This is a genomic window from Nostoc sp., assembly GCF_036917935.1.
Classification (GTDB): domain Bacteria; phylum Cyanobacteriota; class Cyanobacteriia; order Cyanobacteriales; family Nostocaceae; genus Nostoc.
Genome location: NZ_JBALEL010000068.1, coordinates 249,365 through 271,424, shown reverse-complemented (window position 1 = coordinate 271,424; position 22,060 = coordinate 249,365). Strand labels below are relative to the sequence as shown.

Sequence of the window (22,060 nt, the reverse complement as noted above, 5' to 3'; positions counted from 1 at the left end):
ATTATTTCACCATTCCTTCATAGCGCTGAGAGATGACATAAGTTTGGACCTGTTTGGCTGTCTCAATTGCCACACCAACTAAAATTAACAACGAGGTCGCACCTATCCCCCGGAAAGTTTTCACATTCAAAGCGCTTTCCACGGCGGTGGGAATAATAGCAACGAAGCCCAAAAATATCGCACCCAAAAAAGTGAGTCGGTTGGATACGCGTTCGATATACTCGCTAGTTGCCTTACCGGGACGAATTCCAGGAATACTAGAACCCATTTTCTTCAAGTTTTGCGCTACATCTACTGGGTTGAGAATCAACGAAGAATAGAAGTAGCTGAAGAAAATGATGGAAATCATGTAGACCAAGGCATAGACCCAGGAGCTAGAACCGCTTGGACTCAAATAAGTGTTAACTATATTCGCCAACTCGGTATTTTTAGTAAAATTGGCGATCAGCAGTGGCAAACTAAGGATGGCAGCAGCAAAAATAATTGGCATCACGCCGCCTTGATTTAGCCGCAGGGGCAGATAGCTACGCTGCTCTGCCAAAACTCGCCGACCGACTTGGCGACGAGCTGAAATAATTGGGATGCGGCGCATTCCTTCCTGCACAATCACAATACCAACAATTGTCGCTAGGAAAACTAAGATCAGCACGATTACCCGACCCACCGCTTCCCGACCGCCGACTTGTACCAAGTCGATGGTATCGCCTAAAGCTTTTGGTAATGACGCGACAATGTTGACAAAAATCAACAATGATGCTCCGTTACCAATACCACGTTCGGTAATCAGTTCTGATGTCCACATGACAAACATGGAACCAGCTGTCAGAGCGATCGCAGTTTCAGCTACAAATATGGGCCCTGGCTTTAAGGCAAATTGCTGGAGAAATAATGCCGAAAAAGCTGTACTTTGCAGAATCGCCCAACATACAGTGACATAGCGGGTAATTTGCGATATTTTCCGCCGCCCCGCTTCGCCTTCATTTTTCTGTAAATTTTCTAAAGATGGAATCGCCGCGGTGAGTAATTGGATGATAATAGACGCATTAATGAAGGGCAAAATCCCTAAAGCAAAGACTCCCAAAGTCGAAAGTCCTCGCCCGGAAAATATATCCAATAAGCCGAATATGGAATTACTGCCTGATATGGCTTCGGCAAATCTCGGTCTATCAATCCCTGGCACGGGTAAGAAGATACCCAGGCGAACCAAAATTAAAATACCGACGGTGACAAGCAGCCTACCTCTGAGGCCAGCTGCCTGTGCCATCTGCATAAAAGTTTCTTGAGCCGTTGGGGCTTTATCTCGACTGATCATAGAGTGCTACCTTTATAGTGAACCAAGCACTGGCAGCGAGTTGACTTGCATTTAAGTGCGCTGTTCCGGCTCACTCATAAGACTTCACAACTACCACCAGCTGCCTCAATTTTGCTACGAGCTGAACCTGTGAAAGCTGCCGCTTGTACCTTGAGCGGAGTGCTCAATTCCCCGTTACCTAAAATTTTCAATGGCCCTTTGACAGCAGTCAGAATACCTGCGGCTTTCAATGAGGCCAAAGTTACTTCCGTATTAGCGGGAAGGGAGGCTAGCTTCTCTACATTAATCGTAGTGTAAATCTTCTGATTAACAATCGGAAAGCCCTTCAGCTTAGGTAAGCGGCGGTACAATGGCTGTTGACCACCTTCAAAACCTGGTCGGGTACCACTACCAGAACGAGATTTTTGACCCCGCATACCTAGACCAGCACTGGCACCTTGACCGGCAGAAATACCTCTAGCTACACGCTTCTTGCGTTTCTTTGAGCCTTTTTGCGGCTTAACATCATGGAGTCTCATAAGTTATCAAGTTCTCATTTGTCGTTTGTCATTTGTCGTCTCTTACAAAGTTCCAATCGGAGGAAACCTCCGCTCGGACTTTGCGCTTTGTCATTTTTCATTTGTCCTTTGTTATTCACTAATGACTAATGAGCAATGACTAATGACTAAATTAGATGTAGAGATTTTGAATAGGAATACCGCGATCTTCAGCGACCTCAGCAAGGGTACGCAGTGTAGATAAGGCGTTAACTGCGGCTCTAGCATTATTGAGCGGATTGTTGGAGCCTAGTTGCTTGGCTAAGACGTTACGAACTCCTGCCAATTCCAACACAGTTCGCACGGCACCACCAGCAATTACCCCAGTACCAGGTGAGGCTGGACGCATAATCACTTTTGCACCGCCACCGACACCATCAATAGGATGGGGGATGGAGTTGGATTTGGTGATTGGGACATCAATGAGGTGTTTTTTGCCGTCGGCTACGCCTTTTTTGACGGCGCCAATTACATCTGAGGCTTTGCCTACTCCGACACCAACTTGACCGCGTTCGTTACCAACGACAACGATCGCTCGGAAACTGAGTTTTTTACCACCTTTGACCACTTTACTTACGCGTCGGATTTGGATAACTCGCTCTTGCCAAGTGGTTTCTTCTTTTTTGGCACGCTTTGTTCTACTTTTACGCTCTGTTGCCATAATTTATGCTCTTTTAACGTCATTTGTCAGTTGTCATTTGTCAGTTGTCATTTGTCTTTTGTCATTTGTCCAATAACTAATGACCAATGACTAATGACTAATGACTTTAGAAATCTAAACCAGCTTCGCGTGCTGCATCAGCTAGTGCTTTGACACGACCATGATATAAGTTACCACCGCGATCAAAGACTACTTTGGTGATGCCTTTTTCTAGCGATCGCACTGCGATCAACTTCCCAACTTGCACCGATGCGTCGCGGTTTGCACATGACGCTAAACTAGATTTCAACTCTGGTTCTACAGTCGATGCTGCCACGATGGTTTGATGCTGAGTATCATCAATTAACTGGGCATAAATATGCTCATTAGAACGAAATACCGCTAAACGCGGACGTTCTGGGGAGCCAATAACTTTGCCACGAACACGCCGATGACGACGGTTTTTTGATTCTCTACGAGTAAGTTTCATTTCTACTTCTTACCACCCTTACCAGTCTTACCAGCTTTCCGTCTGACCACTTCACCGGCATAGCGAATGCCTTTACCTTTATAAGGTTCTGGTGGACGAACTGCACGAATTTTTGCGGCTGTGTTACCGACGATTTCTTTGTCATAGCCGCTGACAATGACGTTAGTGGTACCTTCTACAGCAAACTGAATTCCATCTGGCGGAACAATTTGCACCGGATGGCTATAACCCATATTTAAAAGTAGGTTACGCCCTTGAAGTTGTGCCCTGTAACCAACACCTTGAATTTCCAAACGGCGCTGAAAACCTTGGGAAACTCCCTCGACCATGTTGGCAACTAAAGTCCGGCTCAAGCCGTGTAGCTGCTTTGAGGTACGAGTTTCATCCCGACGATTTACCTGTAATATTTCTCCCTCTTGAGAGACTGATACATTAGCTGTGAGAGTGCGAGAAAGTTCTCCTTTCGGGCCTTTCACCACAATCTTCGTACCATCGATCGCCACTTGAACTTTGGCGGGAATAGTAATTGGACGTTTACCAATACGAGACATGACTTTTTGTCCTTTGTTATTTGTCCTTTGCCTTTTGTCCTTTGTCTTTTGTCCTTTGTCTTTTTCTAATGACTAATGACAAATGACTAATGACCAATGACTACCAAACGTAACAAAGCACTTCGCCACCCAAGTTCTGACGCCGCGCTTCGCGGTCAGTCATAATACCACTGGATGTAGAAATAATGGCAATGCCAATGCCGCCTAGTACCCTTGGTAATTCTTTTCGATTGGAGTAAACACGCAAGCCAGGCTTACTCACTCGCTTTAAGGCGGTGATCAGAGGCTGACGGTTTTTACCCTTGTATTTCAGGGAAATCACTAGGTTGTGTTTTACCCCTTCTTCTGCTTCTTCTATTTCAGCAATAAAGCCTTCCTCCCGTAGTACTTTGGCAATACTCCGGGTCATTTTTGTAGCTGGCACTTGTGTAGTTTGATGCCGCGCCAGGTTGGCATTGCGGATGCGCGTCAGCATATCTGCAATTGTGTCGTTAGCCGCCATCGTTCCCTCTATAGATGAACTTATTGATCGCGAAAGGGCATTCCTAATTCTTTAAGTAAGGCGCGTCCCTCTTCGTCGTTTTTTGCTGTGGTGATGATGGAAATATCCATCCCACGTACTTGATCAACACTGTCGTATTCGACTTCTGGAAAAATTAGCTGTTCTCTTACACCCAGAGTGTAGTTACCGCGTCCGTCAAAGCTTTTAGGGCTAACGCCGCGAAAATCTCTAATTCTGGGTAATGACAGGCTAACTAGTCGGTCGAAAAAGGCATACATCCGTTCGGCTCTGAGAGTAACCATGATCCCCACAGGCATCCCTTGACGAATCTTAAAGCCAGCGATCGCCTTTTTCGCCCGTGTCACCACTGGTTTTTGACCTGTTACCAAGGCAATTTCGTTGATCGATGCCTCTAGTGACTTCGCATTTTGAGCTGCTTCACCCAAACCTCGGTTAATCGTAACCTTTACCAACTTCGGTACTTGATGAACGTTGGTATATTGAAACTGATTGATCAGTTTGGGGACGATTGTCTCTTGATATAAGGTTTTGAGTCTTGTTGTCGGCATAGTTTTTTTTGTCCTGATATCCCTGGGCTTGGTCAGGGAAGCTTTAATTTTTGATTTTAGATTTTGGATTAAATTTAAAATCTAAAATCTCAAGTTGGCTGATTCTTATTTATCCAGAATCTCGCCAGTTTTCTTGAGTTTTCTCACCTTTTTGCCTTCTGACGTAAAGGTGTAACCAACACGACTGGCAACGTTTTGCTTGGTGGAATAAAGCATGACGTTGGAGCTATGAATTGGGAATTCTTGGGTAATAATTCGCCCTGATTCCCCTTCTTGCTGGGGTTTGACATGTTTGGTTTTAATGTTGACACCTTTGACGATAACTTTACTCAGTTGGGGAAGTGCCTGAGTGATTTCGCCAACTTTTCCTTTATCTTTGCCAGCAATCACTTGTACGGTGTCGCCAGTTTTGACGTGCATTTTGTGGAATACTTTGGGCGTACCCTGTTTGGTTGCCATTAAAGCACCTCCGGAGCCAGAGAAACAATTTTGGTAAAGTTTTTATCGCGCAGTTCCCGAGCAACTGGGCCAAAAACCCGTGTGCCTCTGGGATTACCGTCTTTGTTGATGATCACAGCGGCGTTATCATCAAAGCGAATACTCATACCGCTGTCACGACTTACAGCTTTACGAGTCCTGACAATTACTGCTTCCACAACATCAGACTTTTTTACAGCCATATTGGGTGTAGCATCTTTGACAACTGCGATAATTTTATCGCCGATAAAACCATAACGACGGTTGCCTCCGCCTAAGATGCGGATGCACATTAGTTTGCGGGCGCCGCTATTATCTGCGACATTCAGGTAAGTTTGGGGTTGAATCACAATTATTCTCCCTTGTAATGTTGTTAGTTTCTAACAACGATGAGGTTTAAGTAGGCTTGACGTTCAGGACTTCTGTGATTTTCCAGCGCTTGGTTTTACTCAGGGGTCTAGTTTCCTGAATGCGAACGCGATCGCCTACTTTACACTTATTTTCTTCGTCGTGAACTTTATATCGTTGGGTGTTAACCACAATCTTGCCGTACTTGGGGTGAGGAGCGCGGTTTTCTATGGCCACTACCACAGTTTTTTGCATTTTATCGCTCACTACCAAGCCAACTCGTTCTTTAACTGCCATAATCTCCTACTTTTTTTCTTTAGCCGATTGACTTGCTGCCCGTTTGCGTTCTGTTTCTAGCGTCAGCAATTGGGCTAGGCGATGGCGCAATTGTCGGAACTGATGGGGCTTTTCTAGTTGTCTGGTGGCTTTTTGCAAGCGCAACTGAAATAGTTGTCTTTTGATCGCGACAATTTCATCAGAGAGTTTTTCGTCACTTAATTCTCTAGCTTCTGAAATCTTGGGAAGAGGCATAAGTTACTCCTGCTCCTGTGGTTGAGAGCGCACAATAAACTTAGTTTTGATGGGCAGTTTAAATGAAGCCAAGCGCATCGCTTCACGGGCGATTTCTTCAGTAACTCCGCCGATTTCAAACAAAATTCGCCCTGGTTTGACTACCGCTACCCAATACTCTGGATTACCTTTACCGGAACCCATCCGGGTTTCAGCAGGACGCATGGTTACAGGTTTATCAGGGAAAATCCGAATCCAGATTTGTCCACCCCGACGAATATAACGGGTCATTGCCCGACGAGAAGCCTCGATTTGACGCGAGGTAATCCAAGCAGGTTCTTGCGCTTGGAGTGCAAAATCACCGAAGTTGAGGGTACTACCACGGGTGGCTAGTCCTTCCATCCGTCCGCGCTGTTGCTTGCGGAATTTAGTTCTTCTAGGGCTTAACATGGTTTGTTACTTGTCATTTGTCATTTGTCCTACCCTACGGGAAGCCGCCAAAGGGCCTCTATGTCATTTGTCATCTGCCATTTACTAATAACTAATGACTAATGACTAATGACGATTTATCCTTCATTTGAGCGGTCTTCAAATTGCTGGCGACGACGTTGTTGTTGACGGCGACGGGGTTCACGATCGCGATCGCCACGATCGCGGGGATCGCGAGTTGCTGGTGGTAACGGAGTTTCTTCCTGTCCAGGAATAATTTCTCCTTTAAATACCCATACTTTGATACCCAAAATGCCGTAAACAGTTTTTGCCGTGCAATAAGAGTAGTCAATGTCCGCCCGTAAGGTATGTAAAGGTACTCTACCTTCACGAGTCCACTCTGTCCGGGCAATTTCTGCACCGTTGAGCCGACCGCTGACTTGGATTTTAATACCTTGAACACCAGCGCGTTGGGCACGCTGAATCGATTGCCGCACTACCCGCCGAAAGGAAACCCGACGTTCTAATTGTTGAGCAATGTATTCGGCAATGAGGTAAGCATCAGCATCAACTCGTTGCACTTCAACTACGTTGATGCGAATTTGACGATTACTGCCCAACAGCCCTTGGAGTCCGGTACGTAAGGATTCGATACCTTGTCCACCACGACCCACTACCACGCCAGGTCTAGCTGTACGTACTTCTAAGTCGATTTGGTCGGCTTTGCGCTCAATCCGTACTTCAGAAATTCCGGCGTTGTTTTGAGCCTGTCTACCTAGTTTTTGTTCTATGTATTGACGGAGTTTGTAGTCTTCTTGTAGAAGTTCTGGATAGCGGTCAGGAACAGCAAACCAACGGGATTGATGTTCATGTGTAATACCCAGGCGAAAACCAACTGGATGAATCTTCTGTCCCACGAATGCTTCCTCTAAAATTTCTTACTTTACGCAATTTCTTCGTGTAAAAAAAGCTTATTTTTCTGGGGCGGCGGCAACGGCCACAGTAATATGACACGTCGGCTTGCGAATTTGGTAAGCTCGACCTTGCGCCCTTGGTTGGAACCGCTTCAACGGCGGCCCTTGATCGGCATAAGCCTGAGTAATCACTAGTTGAGTCCGATCTAACCCAGCGTTGTGTTCGGCATTGGCAGCAGCGCTTCTGAGAACCTTCAAGATCGGATCAGTGGCGCGATAGGGCATGAATTCCAGGATGATTAACGCTTCTCGGTACGATCGCCCCCGAATTTGATCGAGTACGCGACGCACTTTGTAAGCCGAGATGCGGATAAAACGAGCGATCGCTTTTACTTCAGTAGTATCATTAGCCATAATTTTCTCCAATTTTGTCATTTGTCACTGGTCATTTGTCACTTGTCTTTAGCTAATGACTAATGACGTAATGACTAATAACTACCTACCTGCTTTTTTGTCACTTTTTCCATGACCCCTGTAGGTGCGTGTCGGGGCAAATTCACCCAACTTGTGTCCTACCATCTGTTCATTTACAAAAACTGGAACGTGTTGGCGTCCATTGTGAACAGCTATAGTGTGACCTACCATTAGGGGCAAAATTGTCGAAGCTCGTGACCAAGTTTTAATAACTTCTTTTCTGTTGTTGTCGTTGAGCTTTTCAATTTTCTTTAGGAGATGATCCGCAACGAAGGGACCTTTTTTTAGAGAACGACCCATAGTTCAATTTTGGAATTAGGATTTAGGAATTAGGATTTAGAATTTCGGATTTTGGATAATTAGGTGTCTGAATCAAGTTTCACAAATTTTCAATGTTTACAAGTAGACCCCAATCTAAAATCCAAAATCTAAAATCTAAAATTCTATGATTCACGACCACCGCGACCGCGTTTAGAAGACTTACGACGACGACGCACAATCAACTTGCTGCTAAGTTTCTTGCGATTGCGTGTCTTCGCACCCAATGTGGGTTTACCCCAAGGTGTAACAGGCCCCGATCTACCGATAGGCGCTCTACCTTCACCACCACCATGTGGGTGATCCACTGGGTTCATGACGCTACCTCTAACCTTAGGACGGCGACCTTTCCACCGATTTCGTCCGGCTTTACCTGCACTCAGGTTTCTCGCATCGGTGTTGCCGACTTGCCCAATGGTGGCGTAGCACTCACGTCGAATCAAGCGGACTTCTCCTGAAGGCAACTTCAGGGTTACGTAATTACCTTCTTTTGCCACAACTTGGGCGCTAGCACCAGCAGCACGTACAATTTGACCACCTTTACCAGGAGTGAATTCTACGTTGTGAACACTAGTACCCAAGGGAATCTTTGAGAGCGGTAAGGCATTACCATCTTCAAAGGGAGCTTCAGGGCCAGAAATAATTATTGTTCCAACTTTCAACCCGTTGGGGTGAAGGATGTACCGTTTTTCGCCATCTTGGTAATACAAAAGGGCAATTCGGGCATTGCGGTTAGGATCATATTCAATCGCTGCGACTTTAGCAGGAATATTATGTTTATCCCTTTTAAAATCGATGATCCGGTAAAGCTGTTTGTGCCCGCCACCCCGGCGACGACTAGTAATCCGCCCGTGATTATTCCGACCTTTGGCGCGATGCTTCGAGGTTGTTAAGGATTTCTCTGGCTCGGTTTTGGTAATTTCCGCAAAGTCAGAGATTGTAACTTGGCGAGTGCTGGGGGTATAAGGGCGATAAGAACGAGTACCCATATTTTTAAGTGCTGAGTGCTGTTAGCGATAGCGGGGTGTTTAGCCCGTGCTGATGAGCCAGTGCGTTGCGGAGGTTCCCTCCGTTGTAGCAACTGGCGTTGCTGAGTTTTAAGTTTTGAGTTCAGTAACTCTTAACTCCTAACTCACAACTTTTTTAGACTTCTGGGAAGAGAACTTGTCTAATCTTGTCTTCATCCCCAGGTGCGACGGTGACAATGGCTCGCTTATATTGGGGCTTATAACCAATAAATTTACCAACACGCCGCTTTTTACGCGGTGGTAGGATGGTGTTGACTTTTACAACCTTGACCTGAAATAAGTCTTCGATCGCAGCCTTGATTTCTGGCTTAGATGCCTTTGGAATTACTTCAAAGGTGTACTTATTCTGCTCCATCAAGATGGTCGCTTTCTCGGTGACAATTGGGCGACGCACTAAGTCGGCAAGATCGCGGGGGTCAAAGCTAGGCACTGTAGACCTCCTGAATTTTTTCTAGAGCTGATGCCGTAACTACAATCTTGTCAGCGTGCAGTAAATCAAAAACATTTAGCTGGTCGGCTGCAATTAGTTTTAAATTTTCAATGTTGCGGGCTGACAAATAAATGTTATCTGTATCCGCAATCTCAGACAAAATTAACAGTGACTTGCTTTCTGGCACTACTCCCCAACGGGCAAGCGCTGCCACTAATTCTTTGGTCTTCGGGCGAGATAGCTCGGTGCTAAATTCTTCTACTACGATCAAATCCTCAATGCGACCTACAAATGCTGTCCGCAGTGCTAAACGTCGCTCTTTGCGGTTCAATTTGAGGTTGAAGTCTCTGGGCTTTGGCCCAAAGATCACACCACCACCACGCCATAGTGGTGAACGAATAGACCCGGCACGAGCGCGACCAGTACCTTTTTGTCTCCAAGGTTTACGACCGCCACCTCTGACTTCAGCACGAGTTTTTGTACTGGCATTTCCTTGACGAGCATTGGTCAATTGCCGTACTAAGGCACGATGCACAATATGAGACGCTGTTTCATCCTTGGCAACGCGCAACTCGAAGGTCGTCTCACCGACCTGTTCTCCTTGCCAATTTTTAACTACGCTTTCAACCATCTTTGTTATCTGTCCTTTGTCCTTGGTCATTTGTCATTGGTCTTTTGCCATTTGTCCTTAGCCAATGACTACTGACTAATGACTTTTAACTAATGACTACCCACTATTGTTGCAGGCACAACACTTACTAATGCACCCGGTTTACCAGGAATGGCTCCCTTAATTAGCAATAAGTTGCGTTCTGGGTCAACTCGCACTATGGTCAGCTTGCGGATTGTGATGCGTTTGCCACCTAAACGCCCTGCCATCCGCTTACCTGGATAGACACGACCTGGTGTTGTACCAGCACCAATGGAACCGGGCGCTTTGTGGTTTTTAGAACCGTGTGACATGGGACCACGAGCAAAGTTGTTGCGCTTTTGGTTTCCCGCAAAGCCGCGACCGATGCTTGTGCCGACGACATCGACAATTTGACCTGCGCTAAAAATATCTGCTTTAATCTGTTGACCTAAAGCATAATCACTAGAGCTATCGGTGTGATATTCATTTAAGTGACGCAATGCTGGGGCAGATGATTTAGCCAAATGACCTAGCAGTGGTCTGTTTAGTGCCTTTGGTTTGACTTCGCCATAACCAACTTGAATGGCAAAGTAACCGTCGGTTTGTTTCGTTTTAACTTGTGTAACAGTGCATGGCCCTGCTTGAATGACAGTCACAGGAATAGCTACTCCTGCTTCGTCAAATATTTGGGTCATGCCCAGCTTGGTGCCGAGAATACCTACAGACACAGTAACTGGTTCTCCTTTCTACTTGCTGACCTTGGAATTGGACTCTAGAGGACACGCTTTGTACGCATCAGTTTAGGCTGGATTAGCCTGCGAAATTTGGAATGGCTTATTAAAATAAACCGCTCCAAATGCTTTCGGACACAACAAACCGTGTCCGTACTGCTTGGTGAATCTGTTTAGCTTCACTCACTAGATCACCAGAACAGCCACAAGTCCCTTCCCATTGGGAAGGAGTAACTTCTGGAATCAATGCAAGGCGCTACAGCTTAAAGCTGTGTGCAGCAATGCTTTCGTCCAAGCAATTGCTCTGGCACTTTCTGGAGGCAGCGCTGTCGGCGGGTTTTCCGATTTGTACACGCCCATTCAGACGGGTTCCCGGAGATTGGCTACTGCCCTGTTGCAGTTGGACTTAAGCGGTTTTTACCGCCCAGTATCCGTTAACTGAGACTGACGTAATGCCATGAAACCAACATTGCTGCTCAGTTTTTACTTCCTTAAACACCTTAAACTATTGTTTAAGATTTTGCCTGCTTTTTCAGAGGCATAGGAGTAAACTTACCCTGGAGCCTACATAAGCTCCAATGTTGACCTGAAAGCTTTCTTAGTTTACCAGTCTATGATCAATCTGAGTTAGATTATCCAATTTGGATTAAGTCATCAGCTTTTGATGCTAACACTACCTCAGAATGACAGTAAAAAGTCAACCTAATTTGCGTGTTTGGTCACAATCTAATAATATAAATTATTTATTTATGTTTGTCCAGTAGTTTATAGAGGTATTTTTGGGGAATGGGGACTGGGGAAAGCAGGGCGAGAAGAATTATAGCCAATGCCCAATGCCCAATGCCCAAAAAAATGCTTTTAATCTATCGGTTCAGGGTAAATAATAGAGATATCTAAGTGGGATAAGACGAAAATCTATGGCACTAATTACCACTGGCAACGGTTTAATCCGCGATCTGGAAAAATTTGGCGCTCTTGGAGTGTATGTACCTCTGGAAGGAGGTTATGAAGGTCGATATCAGCGCCGACTACGGGCAGCTGGCTATACCACCCTCCACATTACCGCTAAAGGACTGGGTGACGTAGCTGCATATCTCACAAGAATTCATGGAGTCAGACCTCCTCATCTTGGTAAAAAAAGCACTGGTAGCGGTGCAGCAGTAGGTCATGTGTACTATCTACCCCCAATTCTCAATTCTCATCTAGAACAGCTACCACCAAAGTCAAAGGGGCTGGTCTTGTGGATTATTGAAGGGCATATTCTTTCCAATGAGGAAGTTGAGTATTTAACGAATTTGCCTCAGTTAGAACCACGAGTGAAAGTAGTTATTGAGAGGGGTGGCGATCGCTCTTTCCGTTGGACTTCTCTAGAAAAAACTCTGTTAGCTAGCTAACAGTGATAAAAGTGAGGAGTTAAAAGTTTCAAACTCCTCACTCCTTACTCTCCATATATTGGCAATCAACGGTATTGCGCTATGTGCAACTTAAATGCTCATTAGCTGATAAGTTTTTTCGTAAATCCACGCAACCGGATTAACACTGGCTTTGCCCAATTTCCACCTAGCAAATCGTGCAGCAGAATATAAAAACAGGGGATGATAAATAGTGTCAGCATTGTTGCGATCGCCATCCCAAAGAAAACTACAATCCCTAATGGCTGCAAAAACTCAGAACCTTCGCCAATGCCCAATGCCAAAGGAAACAGTCCCAAGATAGTAGTGACTGTGGTCATGATAATTGGGCGCAAGCGTTGAGGAGCAGCTTTCATGATCGCAATTTGGCGACTACAACCAACTTCTTCCCGAATTTGGTTTGCCAGTTCTACCATGAGAATTCCCGCGTTCACCACAATTCCCACCAGCAGCACGACACCAACAATTACAGTTGCGCCAATTGCCGTTTGGGTAATGTAAAGTCCAAAAATTCCCCCAGCTAACGCCAGTGGTACGGTGAACATAATTACCAATGGGTCAATTAGCGAATTGTATTGCACCGCCATGACTACAAAGATTAAGAACGATGCCAATGCCCCCAAAGTTTTTAAAGCATCCTGAAGTTGCTGATTAGTTTCTTGAGCAGAACTAGGCACAATTGAAACGCCATCACGTAAGTCTACATCCTTGAGTACCTCGTTTACTTCTGCGATCGCTTCACCAAGACTAGCTCCCTCGCTAAGATTACCTGCGACAATAAAAGCTTGGCGCTGATTAATCCGTTGCACTTCACCAGGCGCTTGACCTTCTTGAATGTTCGCCACATCTGAAAGGCGGATTAGTTGATTGTTTTCTGTAAATAGCGGTAATTGCTCTAACTGGGAAGGACGCTGAATCGCTTCTTTATTTAGCTGCACCCGCACATCAACTAAACGATTACCGCGTTGAATTTGCGTGGGAACTGAACCTTCAATTGCTGTTTGAACTGTTGCACCAATTTGCCCGGCGGTCAACCCTAAAGCTGAAACCCGTTCCCAGTCGGGGCGAATTTGGATTTCCGGTTGCCGGGGGTCGGCATCTGGTCGAAATGTCGCTAATTTTGCCCTTTCTTGTAATGCTTGCAGCACTTGTGCCCCTGCTTGCGTTAAGTTTTCTTCATTCTCACCTTGCAGAATCACGTCAACTTCTGACCCTTGTACTGGAGAATTACTCAAGATTAAACCCCGCACCTGACCAGGATTGAGGCGCAGCAGAATTCCTGCTAAGTTGAGTTTATTAAATTCCTGAGTTACTTTTTTGACGAAAGCTTCGACATCTGTGCCTGGTTTGAGATTGATGGTGCTGCTGGCACGTAAAGGATTTTCTGTAGTATTGCTGCCAAATAAAGAACCACCCACAGTTGTGAAAGCAGACTCCGTTTCTGGTTGTTTGAGCAAAATGTCATCGACAATTTGCATAACTTTTTCAGAAGTTGCTAAAGGTGTACCGGGCGGAAACTGCGCTCTCAAGTTAGCTTGACCAGTACTGATCCGGGGTAAAATTTCTTGGGGAATTTGACCAAACATAAAGAAGCTACTGCCGCCTAAAATTAGCAAAGCAGCAGTTACTACAAAAAGCCGATAGCGTAAAACCTTAGTTAAGAAGTTACCGTATCCCCGCGTCGCGTCTTCAAATCGGTGATTAAACTGTCTAAGCAGCCAAAATTCACTGATCCGACTAGACCAGCGAATTCCCAAAAGTCGAGAAGACAGCATCGGTACTACTGTGATGGCGACGACAAGGGATGCTGCAACTGCGAAGCTAATTGTCAAAATCAGTTCATTAAATAGCAGTGCAATAAAGCCGCCAATTAAAAGGAATGGCACTACAGAAACTAAGTTGGCACCTGTAGCAGCAATTAAAGCAGATTCTACTTCTTGGGAAGCTGCGATCGCACTGTCAATAAAGAATTTGGAATTTCTCCCCGAATCCCCTTCTTGCATCTCTCTCTGATTGGGAGTCATCCCCGCTTTTTCAGAAATATTTTCTAAAATCACAACCGATGTATCAATTGCTTGACCGACTCCTAATGTCAACCCTGCTAAACTGAATACATTCAAAGTCAAGCCAAATATTTTCATTAGAGCGATCGCTGCCAGAGTACACAGCGGAATCGTCAAACTGATAATAAATGTTTGCCTGAATGATCCCAAAAATAACAACACTGCTGCTGCTGCTAACAATGCCCCAGAAATCCCCGAAAAGATGACATCATTTAAAGAATTGCGGATGAAGACAGATTCATCTGTAGTGGGACTCAAAGTCATGTCTGCTGGAATTAAACCCGATTGCCGTAATTGTTCAATTCGCCGCTTCACAGCATCTACAACTGTGATTGTGTTGGCCTCAGGCTGCTTTTGGACTGAAAATTTCACAGCAGGCTGACGGTTGAGGTAAACAAATACTCGTTGGTCTTCTGTATCGTCAATTACCTCTGCAAAGTCTCGCAAGTAGACGCGGCGAGAAGGTGCAGGGGTCGTAGTGATAGTAGTAGCAGTGGTAGTGGGAGAAGAAGAGGAAACTTCCAAAGAAAGGTTTTCAATTTCCTTGGCATTTTGGAAACGTCCGACAGTCCGAGTCAATGGCTCGGAATTTTGCCCCAGAATCCGACCTCCAGAAGTATCTTGGTTACGGGCTGTTAATTCATTTAAGACATCATTTAACCCGACACCCAAAGCTTGCAATCGGTTTAAGTCAACAAGCACCCGTACTTCTTCCTCAGCACCACCAGATACATCAACTGAGGCGACTCCTGGCACGACACTGAGTTCACGGTTTAACTCTTCATCAGCAAATACGCGTAAATCTTTACCTGGCAACGAAGCAGAGGTCAGCGCCAATTCATAAACTGGCAATTGAGAGGGATCGACTTTAAATAAGCGCGGCTCCTCTATCGTATCCGGCAGTTGTCCTCGACCTCGGTTAAAAGCAGCAGTAGCATCGTTTAGGGCTTGGTCAATATCGCCCCCTGGTTGGAAGTATAAATCGAGGCTTACCTGTCCCTCACGAGTGCGGGAAAAAACTTGTACTACATTCTCGGTTGCCGATAAAGCTTCTTCTAAGGGTCTAGTGATTTCATCTACTGCTACTTCTGGTGAAATACCAGGGGCTTCTAGCCGAACCCCAATTCGGGGATAGGTAATAGAAGGTAGGAGATCGACTTGGATCGTTGTGAGAAAAAATACCCCGATGACAATTACTGCCACGGTGAGCATGAGTGTGCCAATGTGTTGACGAATAGCGATCGCACTAAGGCTAAATCCGCCATTGCCATTGTTATTGTTTGCCTGTTGCATGATACTAAGTGATAAGTGCTAAGTGCTGACTACTGAGTACTTTTTTCATTCGTATGGTGGTTATTGCTCACCCTACTATTGCTTTTCTGAAAGAATTGAAAGACCTACAGTGTCACCTTCTTTTAACGGCTTACCACTACGAACAACATAGCGCTCTCCCGCTTGTAAACCGGATAAAATTTCCACTCTCCCATCAGCCCTTTTTCCTAAGGTGACAGCACGTGTCGCTACTTTCGTCTTACCATCTGTGTCTTTCACCACAAATAGCGTCCCCGATGGGTTTTCTTGCTCTTTTCCTCTTCCCTTTGCTGCCCCTGCTTGTTTTTGAATAGCTGTTTGCGGCACTACTACCCGCTGTTGAGTCTGATTTTCAAAGTTGACTCGCGCCAGTAGTCCGCTGCCAATCTTGCCTTGATTGTTGGGAATCACTACTTCTACAGGTATCAAGCGAGCTGTGGCATCGGCAGCTGGGGAAATGCGCCTAACTCTACCAATTAATGCTTCTTTAGGGAAGGCATCTAAGCGGACTTGTACAGACTGTCCAACCTGAATTTGTGACAGTTCTAATTCGGAAATTGCAAGGGCGACTTTGACACGGTTAAAGTCGCCAATTTTCAAGACTTCGCTACCTGCTTGCAAAAGGTTGCCTGGTTCTGTCACCTTTTCTGTGACTACGCCAGTGATGGGGGATGTGAGTCGAGCGTAAGACCTGCGCTCTTTGGTTTGAGCAACCAAAGCCTGTTGAGCAAGTACTCTACCTTGAGCAGCTGCGACGGCTTGCTGTTCTGTACGAACCTGTTCTTGGGCTGCCCGCAGTGACTGAGCAGCTGTTTTTGCCTGGGTACGTGCTTGCTGGGCAGTTTGTTCAGCGATCGCTCCGGCTTTGAATAGATTTTGTTGCCGTTGTGAGTCTGCTTGAGCTTGTACTACTTCTAGCCGCGCCCGTTCTACGTCTGCACGGGCATTGCTTACCTGATTTGTTGCCCTAGCTACTTCTGATTTGAGGGCTGCTAGCTCTGCTTCTGTTTGCTTTAATTCGGTCGAAAGTATGGCATCATCTAACCGCCCGACGTTTTGCCCAAGCTTCACCGTATCGCCCACATCTAAGTTCAAAGCCAACAACCGCGCTTCTATCTGTGATCGCACTGATACAATCCGAAAGGGTGTTGTATTACCTATATATTCTGGTTGTTTTTGTAGCAAGTCAGTTCGAGCGATCGCTACATCTACAGCCGTTGCATTAACACGTTGCCCACTACCATGACTCTGAGATTGTGCATCAGCCGGTTCTTCCTTGGGTAGCCCTCCACAATTCGCTGTCAGCAGTCCTATGCCCAGCAAACAGGGAATCAATAATATGGATGCAAAAGGGGAAGAGACTTTTGTGTCAACGCTACTTTTTGTGTCTGCAACAGCCACATCAGTCTTCACAACTGAATCTAACTGGGTATTAATTACCTGGTTAGCGGCTGCGAAAGGTGAGATTTTCGCCTGCTTGTGCGGCTTATTTCTGTCCAAAATCATTTATTTTTCTCCTATTTGGGGAGCTTTTGGGGTTAAACAGCCGTGCATTACCAAGTAATTTTGAGACGTTGTGACTAGTGAAATGCGGCGAGAGTCAATTAGCTATACTTCTTGCAGAATTTTGTATCAAAAATTACTTTTTATTCCGAAAAATTCCCACCACTTTAACTGATTACATTGAGTCGGCAGCTTTTTAGCTGACGATGCAATTCTTAACTCAGTATAAATATTTTTAAATTTCTTGCAATCTGCCCTTAGTAGAAGACTTGCGTTTACTGAAAATACGGGAATTTTACGCCTCTACTTCTAAAATGGGCAGTATTAAATCACTATATTTAGGCTGACATAGCCAGATTTACGATAGCAAAATGCCTAGTAATTTTTACGCTTGATCCAATATATTAAGAATAGTAAACATAAATTGCTTTTTTTGACGCTGTAACATCTCGACTAAGCACTTGCATAGACAGCAAAGAAAAGGGCGATATATATTACAGCCACCAATATTAGGTCAGGAAAGTTACAAGTGACATCATTGCTAAAAATTGCACAAACCGCTGACGAATCCGAGATTTCCGAATTTTTCCAGGAATCAGCGGGTAAGTGGCGATCGCAACGACGCTACTATACTCTCCCAGAGGGAGAAACTAAGGAGATGGAGAGTATGGTTACGATCAATTTTCTAGAGCAGGATTGTGATGAATTGCAAAAGCTAGCTCAGATGCACAATTTGTCTGATACAGGTAGTTTGATCTGTGGTGCAGCAGTTACATGGGAAAGTACCGATGTGCTGAAGGCAAGGAAAGAGTCGCAAGGTTCAACATTATTTGGGGCTGTGGGAAACATTTTGTATCGCGATCGCGGTTTTGCCATATCCAAACCAGTCACCGCCCACTATTACTTCTCCAACCCTAAAACACTGTGTTTGCGAACTGAGTACAACGGTTCAATGTTTGAAGAAGAGTTAAAACTAATTGGCAGCAAATACCGCACCAGACAAACAATTATCTCCCGTGCTGGTGAGCAGTTGATGATTGGTCAATATTTAGAAAAGAGAGTGGATTAGTTTATCGGGTGGGTGCGGTTCACTATCGCCTCACCCATTTTGGGATTAGCTAGCACCTAGCTACCATCTGCAAATATAACTTTTTATAACAGTTTTTCAAACTTTTACCCAGAAAGTTAGTTGCTATGTCATCATGGAAAGTGAAATGAGAATTAATTCGGCGACAGTGTTTGTTTTTAGTATTGACAGGCTTTTCCCTTTTGGTATTACAGACTTCTCTCCGAAATCTAAATCTCTACAAACTTATGATTTTGGAGACATTTAATGTCAATTTACGTAGGTAACCTCTCCTATGATGTTACACAAGATGCGCTGAGTGCTGTATTTGCAGAATATGGTACTGTAAAGCGTGTTCAACTACCCACTGACCGTGAAACAGGTCGTTTACGCGGATTTGCTTTCGTGGAAATGAATTCAGAAGATGAAGAAACAAAAGCCATTGAAGCCCTTGATGGTGCTGAATGGCTTGGTCGTGACCTTAAAGTGAATAAGGCCAAGCCCAGAGAAGACAGAGGTGGTGGTTCTTTCGGTGGTGGTAATCGTGGTGGTGGCGGCGGCTATAACCGTAACAACCGCTACTAAGCTAAATAGACGAAAGCAACCTAATTTAATCTAGAAAAGGCTCAGGCAGCAATGCTTGAGCCTTTTCTATGCAAAACTTTGATTCTAAATAATTTCGGGCAGTTACTTATCATACCGCACATATCATTCTCTAACCAGAGTGCCCTGATGAAAGATCATTTTCCATCGATCATTGTTCAATTTCCAGATGCAACTTAGCAGCAAATGAACAGGCTGTTCGCCAGATATATGCCTGACTATACGATAATTTACTAAAACTAACGATCGCTCTCAACTACTTCTATTTTGCGATCGCCTCATAGACGATCCTTCGGCAACTTAATGCTGAATATTTGTCTTCTAAATCTGAAGACATCTCTGGGTAATGGATAGGAGCAAGTTGAGAGGGACAAACATTGAAAAAACCTCGCTGCTGACTTTGAGGAAAGGTTACGAAAGTTCAACAGACTTTATTATGCCGGATATATAAGGATCTGAGTCGCATTGCCAGCAAGCATTCAAAAATCTAATCAGTATTATTACGCAGAAAAACTTCGCTTTATAACGTAAAAAAAAGTACTAATTTTATACATTTTGACTGCTATTTTACGGTGTCTTTACCCAAACATTGAGAACTAAAACTTATATTTGAGAGGTCTAGAAACACTCATACATCGGTGAACATGAAAAATATTAGCAAACTAGCTGTTGTAACTATTGGATCTGTAGCTCTATCTTTGGGTATTGTGGGAAATGCACAAGAAGCTCATGCTACAGGCTTAATTAATGGTGGTTTTGAACAGCTTGTTGTCTCTAGTGACCGATCATGGGACTCGATCGACGAATCTCTTATTGCTGGGTGGGAGACTACAGCTACAGATAATAAAATTGAAATTCAAACTCCTAGACTGTTCCATACTGGAGCATTAGGCACAGATCAATATGCTGAACTCAATGCTAATCAAGTATCTAGCTTATATCAAGATGTAGAGACTACAGCTGGTTCAACTATGTTTTGGCGATTTTTCCATGAAGGTCGTGAAGGTATAGATACAATGCGCTTGTCTATTATTGACCTTGCGACTAATTCCACTCTCTTCAGCCAACTATATAGTACTGGCAACACAGCTTGGGTAGAGTATCAGGGCGCAACTGTTGCGACTGGTGGTACAACACGCTGGCAGTTTGACTCAGTATCTGCTGCTGGTGGTAATCCCTCAATAGGAAACTTTTTGGATGAAGTTTACTTTGCAGAAAAACCGCCAGAAGGTTTCCAAACAGTTCCTGAACCTGCTTCTGTACTTGGTCTTTTAGCAATAGGTGCATTCGGTATTGTTTCCACCCGGAAGCGTAAACAGTTAAATCTTGGGAATTAACGACTGTTTGTAACAAGGTTTTTGAGTTCTACTGACTTTCTTTATGCTCATTAATCCAAGTGAAAGGTCTACAAAAAGTTCCTTTCGTGGCACTTGAACACTACTTGGCATAAGAGGTATGGTAGAACCATTTTTTTTAGTATTATATTTTGATTTAATATCAAATCTTAACTTTGATTTTTATACGATCGCACCCTTGAGCAAGTTAATTAAAAAAACCCGCTGATTGGTAAGGATTCCAGCGGGGTTAAATAATACAATTATTTTTTCAGAGAAACCAACACTAAACTTTATTACAGAGCTACTAGAAACTTTTGCTAGTAATAGTAACTATTTATAAGCTTTATGAGTTAGGTTTTTAGCATGATGTCTGTGATGTCTACTGTGATGAACTTTACCAGCTTTTACGCCAGCATGATGGATAGTATTAGCTTGAGCTTGAGATGCAAAAACGGTTACAGGGGCAGCAAAGACTAGAGCCAAAAGTAAAGCTTTAGCGAACTTATTCACTTGAGAATCCTCATCAGGTAATCAACAATCTAACTATCCAATAGGCGTATGTCATAAGTTTGTAATTGATATGAATCTTTCATGTCTATTTTTACATCCGTAAACTATATAGCAATCCTGAATCAAACGCGCAGAAACAAGATCCCCAACTTCTTTAAAAAGTCGGGGATCTGCGGTTTGCAATTCCCACAAATCAAATAGGATTGCTATAGGACTTACAGGGAATACTTGGCTAAAAAATATTTCCTGGCATTTCCAGAGTAAATGTACCATTTTTTACATTATCTCAATAATTGCTATTTGGCTATGATGTCTGTATTAATTTTGATTAAGAAATGCTGAGAGTCATCAATTCTTCTGCTATGTCAAAGTTCGCTGTGACATTTTGCACATCATCCAAGCCTTCTAGAGTATCAATTAACTTGAAAAGCGATCGCGCCTGATCCAGATCGGTAACTTCTACACTATTACTCGGAATCCAGCGCAATTCGGCATCAATTACCTTAATGCCTTGCTCTTTGAGTGTTTGGCTAAGGGTTTCTAAATTTGCAATATCAGTAAATACCTCAGCCATCTCATCTTCAGTCATTTCATAAGACTGGGCACCGCCAGCGAGGGATGCTTCTAAAAGCTGTTCTTCGTCAAGCACACCCTGCACGACACAAACGCCTTTTTGGTGAAACATCCAGCTAACGCAACCTGTTTCACCAAGATTGCCACCATTTTTACTAAAAGCTACACGCAAGTCAGCAGCAGTGCGATTGCGATTATCTGTGAGGGCTTCGATTAAAATCGCTACACCACCAGGGCCGTAACCTTCGTAGCGAATCGCTTCAAAGGTAGCATTATCCCCGCCAAAAGTGCCTGCACCTTTAGCGATCGCTCGTTCAATATTATCATTGGGGATACTCGCGGCCTTTGCCTTGTCAATTGCCGTGCGAAGTTGAAAATTCAGCGCCGGATCTGGGACGCCACTTCTAGCCGCAACGATAATCGCCCGCGATAACTGAGTAAAAGTTTTTCCCTTTTTTGCATCTACTATTGCCTTCTGGCGCTTAATATTTGCCCATTTACTATGTCCTGCCATAATTTGAAATTATCAAAACTCTATTCAAGATTAGGATATACCTAGTTTTTGCTCCGATGCAAAGGTGCATTTGGTAAAAGGGAGTGGGGAGTGGGGGAGATCAGGGAGAAGAACCAATGCCCCATACCCAATGCCCAATTTAATGAATATTATGCATGATTTTTTTCCCCTCTTCGCCATGCAAAGCGAAAAATCAAGAAAGTGTCAGACTACTTTAGGAGCTTGCTGCTTGTACTATTGGTGGGCATACTAGCTTTAGTTGGATGTCAAAGTATCTT

General features: G+C 44.3%; 27 protein-coding genes. 4 read left to right on the top strand and 23 right to left on the bottom strand.

Annotated features, from left to right (window positions below; translation table 11 throughout):
* Nucleotide 1: 1 nt before the first annotated feature.
* The 19 genes from secY to rplC form a co-directional block, all read right to left on the bottom strand.
* Nucleotides 2-1,312 (bottom strand): preprotein translocase subunit SecY, encoded by a 1,311-nt coding sequence (gene secY / locus V7K62_RS30800; RefSeq protein ID WP_334870931.1) that lies wholly within the window; start codon nucleotides 1,310-1,312, stop codon nucleotides 2-4.
* A 74-nt stretch (nucleotides 1,313-1,386) separates the two neighbouring features.
* Nucleotides 1,387-1,830 (bottom strand): 50S ribosomal protein L15, encoded by a 444-nt coding sequence (gene rplO, locus V7K62_RS30795; RefSeq protein WP_334870929.1) that lies wholly within the window; start codon nucleotides 1,828-1,830, stop codon nucleotides 1,387-1,389.
* Nucleotides 1,831-1,981: 151 nt separating this feature from the next.
* Entirely contained in the window at nucleotides 1,982-2,509 is a 528-nt protein-coding gene (gene rpsE, locus V7K62_RS30790; protein WP_229547634.1) for a 30S ribosomal protein S5, read from the bottom strand.
* 106 nt (nucleotides 2,510-2,615) lie between these two features.
* Complete coding sequence (gene rplR, locus V7K62_RS30785; protein ID WP_094349098.1) at nucleotides 2,616-2,978, bottom strand: 50S ribosomal protein L18; 363 nt, start codon at nucleotides 2,976-2,978, stop codon at nucleotides 2,616-2,618.
* A gap of 2 nt (nucleotides 2,979-2,980) precedes the next feature.
* Entirely contained in the window at nucleotides 2,981-3,529 is a 549-nt protein-coding gene (gene rplF, locus V7K62_RS30780; RefSeq protein WP_334870928.1) for a 50S ribosomal protein L6, read from the bottom strand.
* A gap of 100 nt (nucleotides 3,530-3,629) precedes the next feature.
* Entirely contained in the window at nucleotides 3,630-4,031 is a 402-nt protein-coding gene (gene rpsH, locus V7K62_RS30775; protein ID WP_012410712.1) for a 30S ribosomal protein S8, read from the bottom strand.
* A gap of 20 nt (nucleotides 4,032-4,051) precedes the next feature.
* Complete coding sequence (gene rplE, locus V7K62_RS30770; RefSeq protein ID WP_334803093.1) at nucleotides 4,052-4,600, bottom strand: 50S ribosomal protein L5; 549 nt, start codon at nucleotides 4,598-4,600, stop codon at nucleotides 4,052-4,054.
* A 105-nt stretch (nucleotides 4,601-4,705) separates the two neighbouring features.
* Nucleotides 4,706-5,059 (bottom strand): 50S ribosomal protein L24, encoded by a 354-nt coding sequence (rplX, locus tag V7K62_RS30765; RefSeq protein WP_069070771.1) that lies wholly within the window; start codon nucleotides 5,057-5,059, stop codon nucleotides 4,706-4,708.
* Complete coding sequence (gene rplN, locus V7K62_RS30760; protein ID WP_069070772.1) at nucleotides 5,059-5,427, bottom strand: 50S ribosomal protein L14; 369 nt, start codon at nucleotides 5,425-5,427, stop codon at nucleotides 5,059-5,061. The genes rplX and rplN overlap by 1 nt, the downstream gene beginning before the upstream one ends.
* Nucleotides 5,428-5,473: 46 nt before the next feature.
* Nucleotides 5,474-5,722, bottom strand: coding sequence for a 30S ribosomal protein S17 (rpsQ, locus tag V7K62_RS30755; protein WP_100901244.1), 249 nt, complete (start codon nucleotides 5,720-5,722; stop codon nucleotides 5,474-5,476).
* Nucleotides 5,723-5,728: 6 nt separating this feature from the next.
* The gene (rpmC, locus tag V7K62_RS30750; protein WP_179068334.1) at nucleotides 5,729-5,956 is read right to left on the bottom strand and encodes a 50S ribosomal protein L29; all 228 of its coding nucleotides are present in this window, start codon (nucleotides 5,954-5,956) and stop codon (nucleotides 5,729-5,731) included.
* Between the two features lie 3 nt (nucleotides 5,957-5,959).
* Entirely contained in the window at nucleotides 5,960-6,385 is a 426-nt protein-coding gene (gene rplP, locus V7K62_RS30745) for a 50S ribosomal protein L16 (RefSeq protein ID WP_334870925.1), read from the bottom strand.
* A gap of 116 nt (nucleotides 6,386-6,501) precedes the next feature.
* Nucleotides 6,502-7,281, bottom strand: a complete 780-nt coding sequence (rpsC, locus tag V7K62_RS30740) for a 30S ribosomal protein S3 (protein WP_334870923.1) — start codon at nucleotides 7,279-7,281, stop codon at nucleotides 6,502-6,504.
* Nucleotides 7,282-7,335: 54 nt separating this feature from the next.
* Nucleotides 7,336-7,692, bottom strand: coding sequence for a 50S ribosomal protein L22 (gene rplV / locus V7K62_RS30735; protein ID WP_292725310.1), 357 nt, complete (start codon nucleotides 7,690-7,692; stop codon nucleotides 7,336-7,338).
* Nucleotides 7,693-7,773: 81 nt separating this feature from the next.
* The gene (gene rpsS, locus V7K62_RS30730; protein ID WP_012410721.1) at nucleotides 7,774-8,052 is read right to left on the bottom strand and encodes a 30S ribosomal protein S19; all 279 of its coding nucleotides are present in this window, start codon (nucleotides 8,050-8,052) and stop codon (nucleotides 7,774-7,776) included.
* A 143-nt stretch (nucleotides 8,053-8,195) separates the two neighbouring features.
* Complete coding sequence (gene rplB / locus V7K62_RS30725; protein ID WP_069070778.1) at nucleotides 8,196-9,059, bottom strand: 50S ribosomal protein L2; 864 nt, start codon at nucleotides 9,057-9,059, stop codon at nucleotides 8,196-8,198.
* Between the two features lie 154 nt (nucleotides 9,060-9,213).
* The gene (locus V7K62_RS30720) at nucleotides 9,214-9,528 is read right to left on the bottom strand and encodes a 50S ribosomal protein L23 (protein ID WP_094349089.1); all 315 of its coding nucleotides are present in this window, start codon (nucleotides 9,526-9,528) and stop codon (nucleotides 9,214-9,216) included.
* Entirely contained in the window at nucleotides 9,521-10,159 is a 639-nt protein-coding gene (gene rplD / locus V7K62_RS30715) for a 50S ribosomal protein L4 (protein ID WP_334870920.1), read from the bottom strand. The genes V7K62_RS30720 and rplD overlap by 8 nt, the downstream gene beginning before the upstream one ends.
* Nucleotides 10,160-10,248: 89 nt before the next feature.
* Nucleotides 10,249-10,887: a 50S ribosomal protein L3 gene (rplC, locus tag V7K62_RS30710; protein WP_334870918.1), complete on the bottom strand. Its 639-nt coding sequence runs from the start codon at nucleotides 10,885-10,887 to the stop codon at nucleotides 10,249-10,251.
* A gap of 920 nt (nucleotides 10,888-11,807) precedes the next feature.
* On the opposite strand from rplC, the gene V7K62_RS30705 reads away from it, so the two are divergent.
* Nucleotides 11,808-12,284, top strand: a complete 477-nt coding sequence (locus V7K62_RS30705; protein WP_334870916.1) for an NAD(P)H-quinone oxidoreductase subunit N — start codon at nucleotides 11,808-11,810, stop codon at nucleotides 12,282-12,284.
* Nucleotides 12,285-12,385: 101 nt separating this feature from the next.
* On the opposite strand, the gene V7K62_RS30700 is transcribed toward V7K62_RS30705, so the two are convergent.
* Nucleotides 12,386-15,658: an efflux RND transporter permease subunit gene (locus V7K62_RS30700; protein WP_334870913.1), complete on the bottom strand. Its 3,273-nt coding sequence runs from the start codon at nucleotides 15,656-15,658 to the stop codon at nucleotides 12,386-12,388.
* 75 nt (nucleotides 15,659-15,733) lie between these two features.
* Nucleotides 15,734-17,182: an efflux RND transporter periplasmic adaptor subunit gene (locus tag V7K62_RS30695; RefSeq protein ID WP_334870911.1), complete on the bottom strand. Its 1,449-nt coding sequence runs from the start codon at nucleotides 17,180-17,182 to the stop codon at nucleotides 15,734-15,736.
* 526 nt (nucleotides 17,183-17,708) lie between these two features.
* On the opposite strand from V7K62_RS30695, the gene V7K62_RS30690 reads away from it, so the two are divergent.
* The 3 genes from V7K62_RS30690 to V7K62_RS30680 all read left to right on the top strand — a co-directional run bounded on the left by V7K62_RS30690 (nucleotide 17,709) and on the right by V7K62_RS30680 (nucleotide 20,185).
* Entirely contained in the window at nucleotides 17,709-18,248 is a 540-nt protein-coding gene (locus V7K62_RS30690; RefSeq protein ID WP_334870910.1) for a phycobiliprotein lyase, read from the top strand.
* A 264-nt stretch (nucleotides 18,249-18,512) separates the two neighbouring features.
* Nucleotides 18,513-18,830 carry an RNA recognition motif domain-containing protein gene (locus tag V7K62_RS30685; RefSeq protein WP_179068324.1) on the top strand — a complete coding sequence of 106 codons (318 nt, stop codon included), beginning with the start codon at nucleotides 18,513-18,515 and terminating at the stop codon, nucleotides 18,828-18,830.
* Nucleotides 18,831-19,492: 662 nt separating this feature from the next.
* Complete coding sequence (locus V7K62_RS30680; protein WP_334870908.1) at nucleotides 19,493-20,185, top strand: PEP-CTERM sorting domain-containing protein; 693 nt, start codon at nucleotides 19,493-19,495, stop codon at nucleotides 20,183-20,185.
* A 330-nt stretch (nucleotides 20,186-20,515) separates the two neighbouring features.
* Here V7K62_RS30680 and V7K62_RS30675 read toward each other — a convergent pair whose 3' ends face one another.
* On the bottom strand, nucleotides 20,516-20,695 hold the full coding sequence (locus V7K62_RS30675) for a hypothetical protein (protein WP_334870906.1): 180 nt from the start codon (nucleotides 20,693-20,695) through the stop codon (nucleotides 20,516-20,518).
* A gap of 328 nt (nucleotides 20,696-21,023) precedes the next feature.
* On the bottom strand, nucleotides 21,024-21,782 hold the full coding sequence (locus V7K62_RS30670; protein WP_334870904.1) for a YebC/PmpR family DNA-binding transcriptional regulator: 759 nt from the start codon (nucleotides 21,780-21,782) through the stop codon (nucleotides 21,024-21,026).
* Between the last annotated feature and the right edge of the window lie 278 nt (nucleotides 21,783-22,060).

Coding starts and splice junctions, on each gene's coding strand:
- secY (WP_334870931.1), bottom strand. CDS start 1,312: ATGATCAGTCGAGATAAAGCCCCAACGGCTCAAGAAACTTTTATGCAG.
- rplO (WP_334870929.1), bottom strand. CDS start 1,830: ATGAGACTCCATGATGTTAAGCCGCAAAAAGGCTCAAAGAAACGCAAG.
- rpsE (WP_229547634.1), bottom strand. CDS start 2,509: ATGGCAACAGAGCGTAAAAGTAGAACAAAGCGTGCCAAAAAAGAAGAA.
- rplR (WP_094349098.1), bottom strand. CDS start 2,978: ATGAAACTTACTCGTAGAGAATCAAAAAACCGTCGTCATCGGCGTGTT.
- rplF (WP_334870928.1), bottom strand. CDS start 3,529: ATGTCTCGTATTGGTAAACGTCCAATTACTATTCCCGCCAAAGTTCAA.
- rpsH (WP_012410712.1), bottom strand. CDS start 4,031: ATGGCGGCTAACGACACAATTGCAGATATGCTGACGCGCATCCGCAAT.
- rplE (WP_334803093.1), bottom strand. CDS start 4,600: ATGCCGACAACAAGACTCAAAACCTTATATCAAGAGACAATCGTCCCC.
- rplX (WP_069070771.1), bottom strand. CDS start 5,059: ATGGCAACCAAACAGGGTACGCCCAAAGTATTCCACAAAATGCACGTC.
- rpsQ (WP_100901244.1), bottom strand. CDS start 5,722: ATGGCAGTTAAAGAACGAGTTGGCTTGGTAGTGAGCGATAAAATGCAA.
- rpmC (WP_179068334.1), bottom strand. CDS start 5,956: ATGCCTCTTCCCAAGATTTCAGAAGCTAGAGAATTAAGTGACGAAAAA.
- rplP (WP_334870925.1), bottom strand. CDS start 6,385: ATGTTAAGCCCTAGAAGAACTAAATTCCGCAAGCAACAGCGCGGACGG.
- rplV (WP_292725310.1), bottom strand. CDS start 7,692: ATGGCTAATGATACTACTGAAGTAAAAGCGATCGCTCGTTTTATCCGC.
- rpsS (WP_012410721.1), bottom strand. CDS start 8,052: ATGGGTCGTTCTCTAAAAAAAGGTCCCTTCGTTGCGGATCATCTCCTA.
- rplB (WP_069070778.1), bottom strand. CDS start 9,059: ATGGGTACTCGTTCTTATCGCCCTTATACCCCCAGCACTCGCCAAGTT.
- rplD (WP_334870920.1), bottom strand. CDS start 10,159: ATGGTTGAAAGCGTAGTTAAAAATTGGCAAGGAGAACAGGTCGGTGAG.
- V7K62_RS30705 (WP_334870916.1), top strand. CDS start 11,808: ATGGCACTAATTACCACTGGCAACGGTTTAATCCGCGATCTGGAAAAA.
- V7K62_RS30700 (WP_334870913.1), bottom strand. CDS start 15,658: ATGCAACAGGCAAACAATAACAATGGCAATGGCGGATTTAGCCTTAGT.
- V7K62_RS30695 (WP_334870911.1), bottom strand. CDS start 17,182: ATGATTTTGGACAGAAATAAGCCGCACAAGCAGGCGAAAATCTCACCT.
- V7K62_RS30685 (WP_179068324.1), top strand. CDS start 18,513: ATGTCAATTTACGTAGGTAACCTCTCCTATGATGTTACACAAGATGCG.
- V7K62_RS30680 (WP_334870908.1), top strand. CDS start 19,493: ATGAAAAATATTAGCAAACTAGCTGTTGTAACTATTGGATCTGTAGCT.
- V7K62_RS30670 (WP_334870904.1), bottom strand. CDS start 21,782: ATGGCAGGACATAGTAAATGGGCAAATATTAAGCGCCAGAAGGCAATA.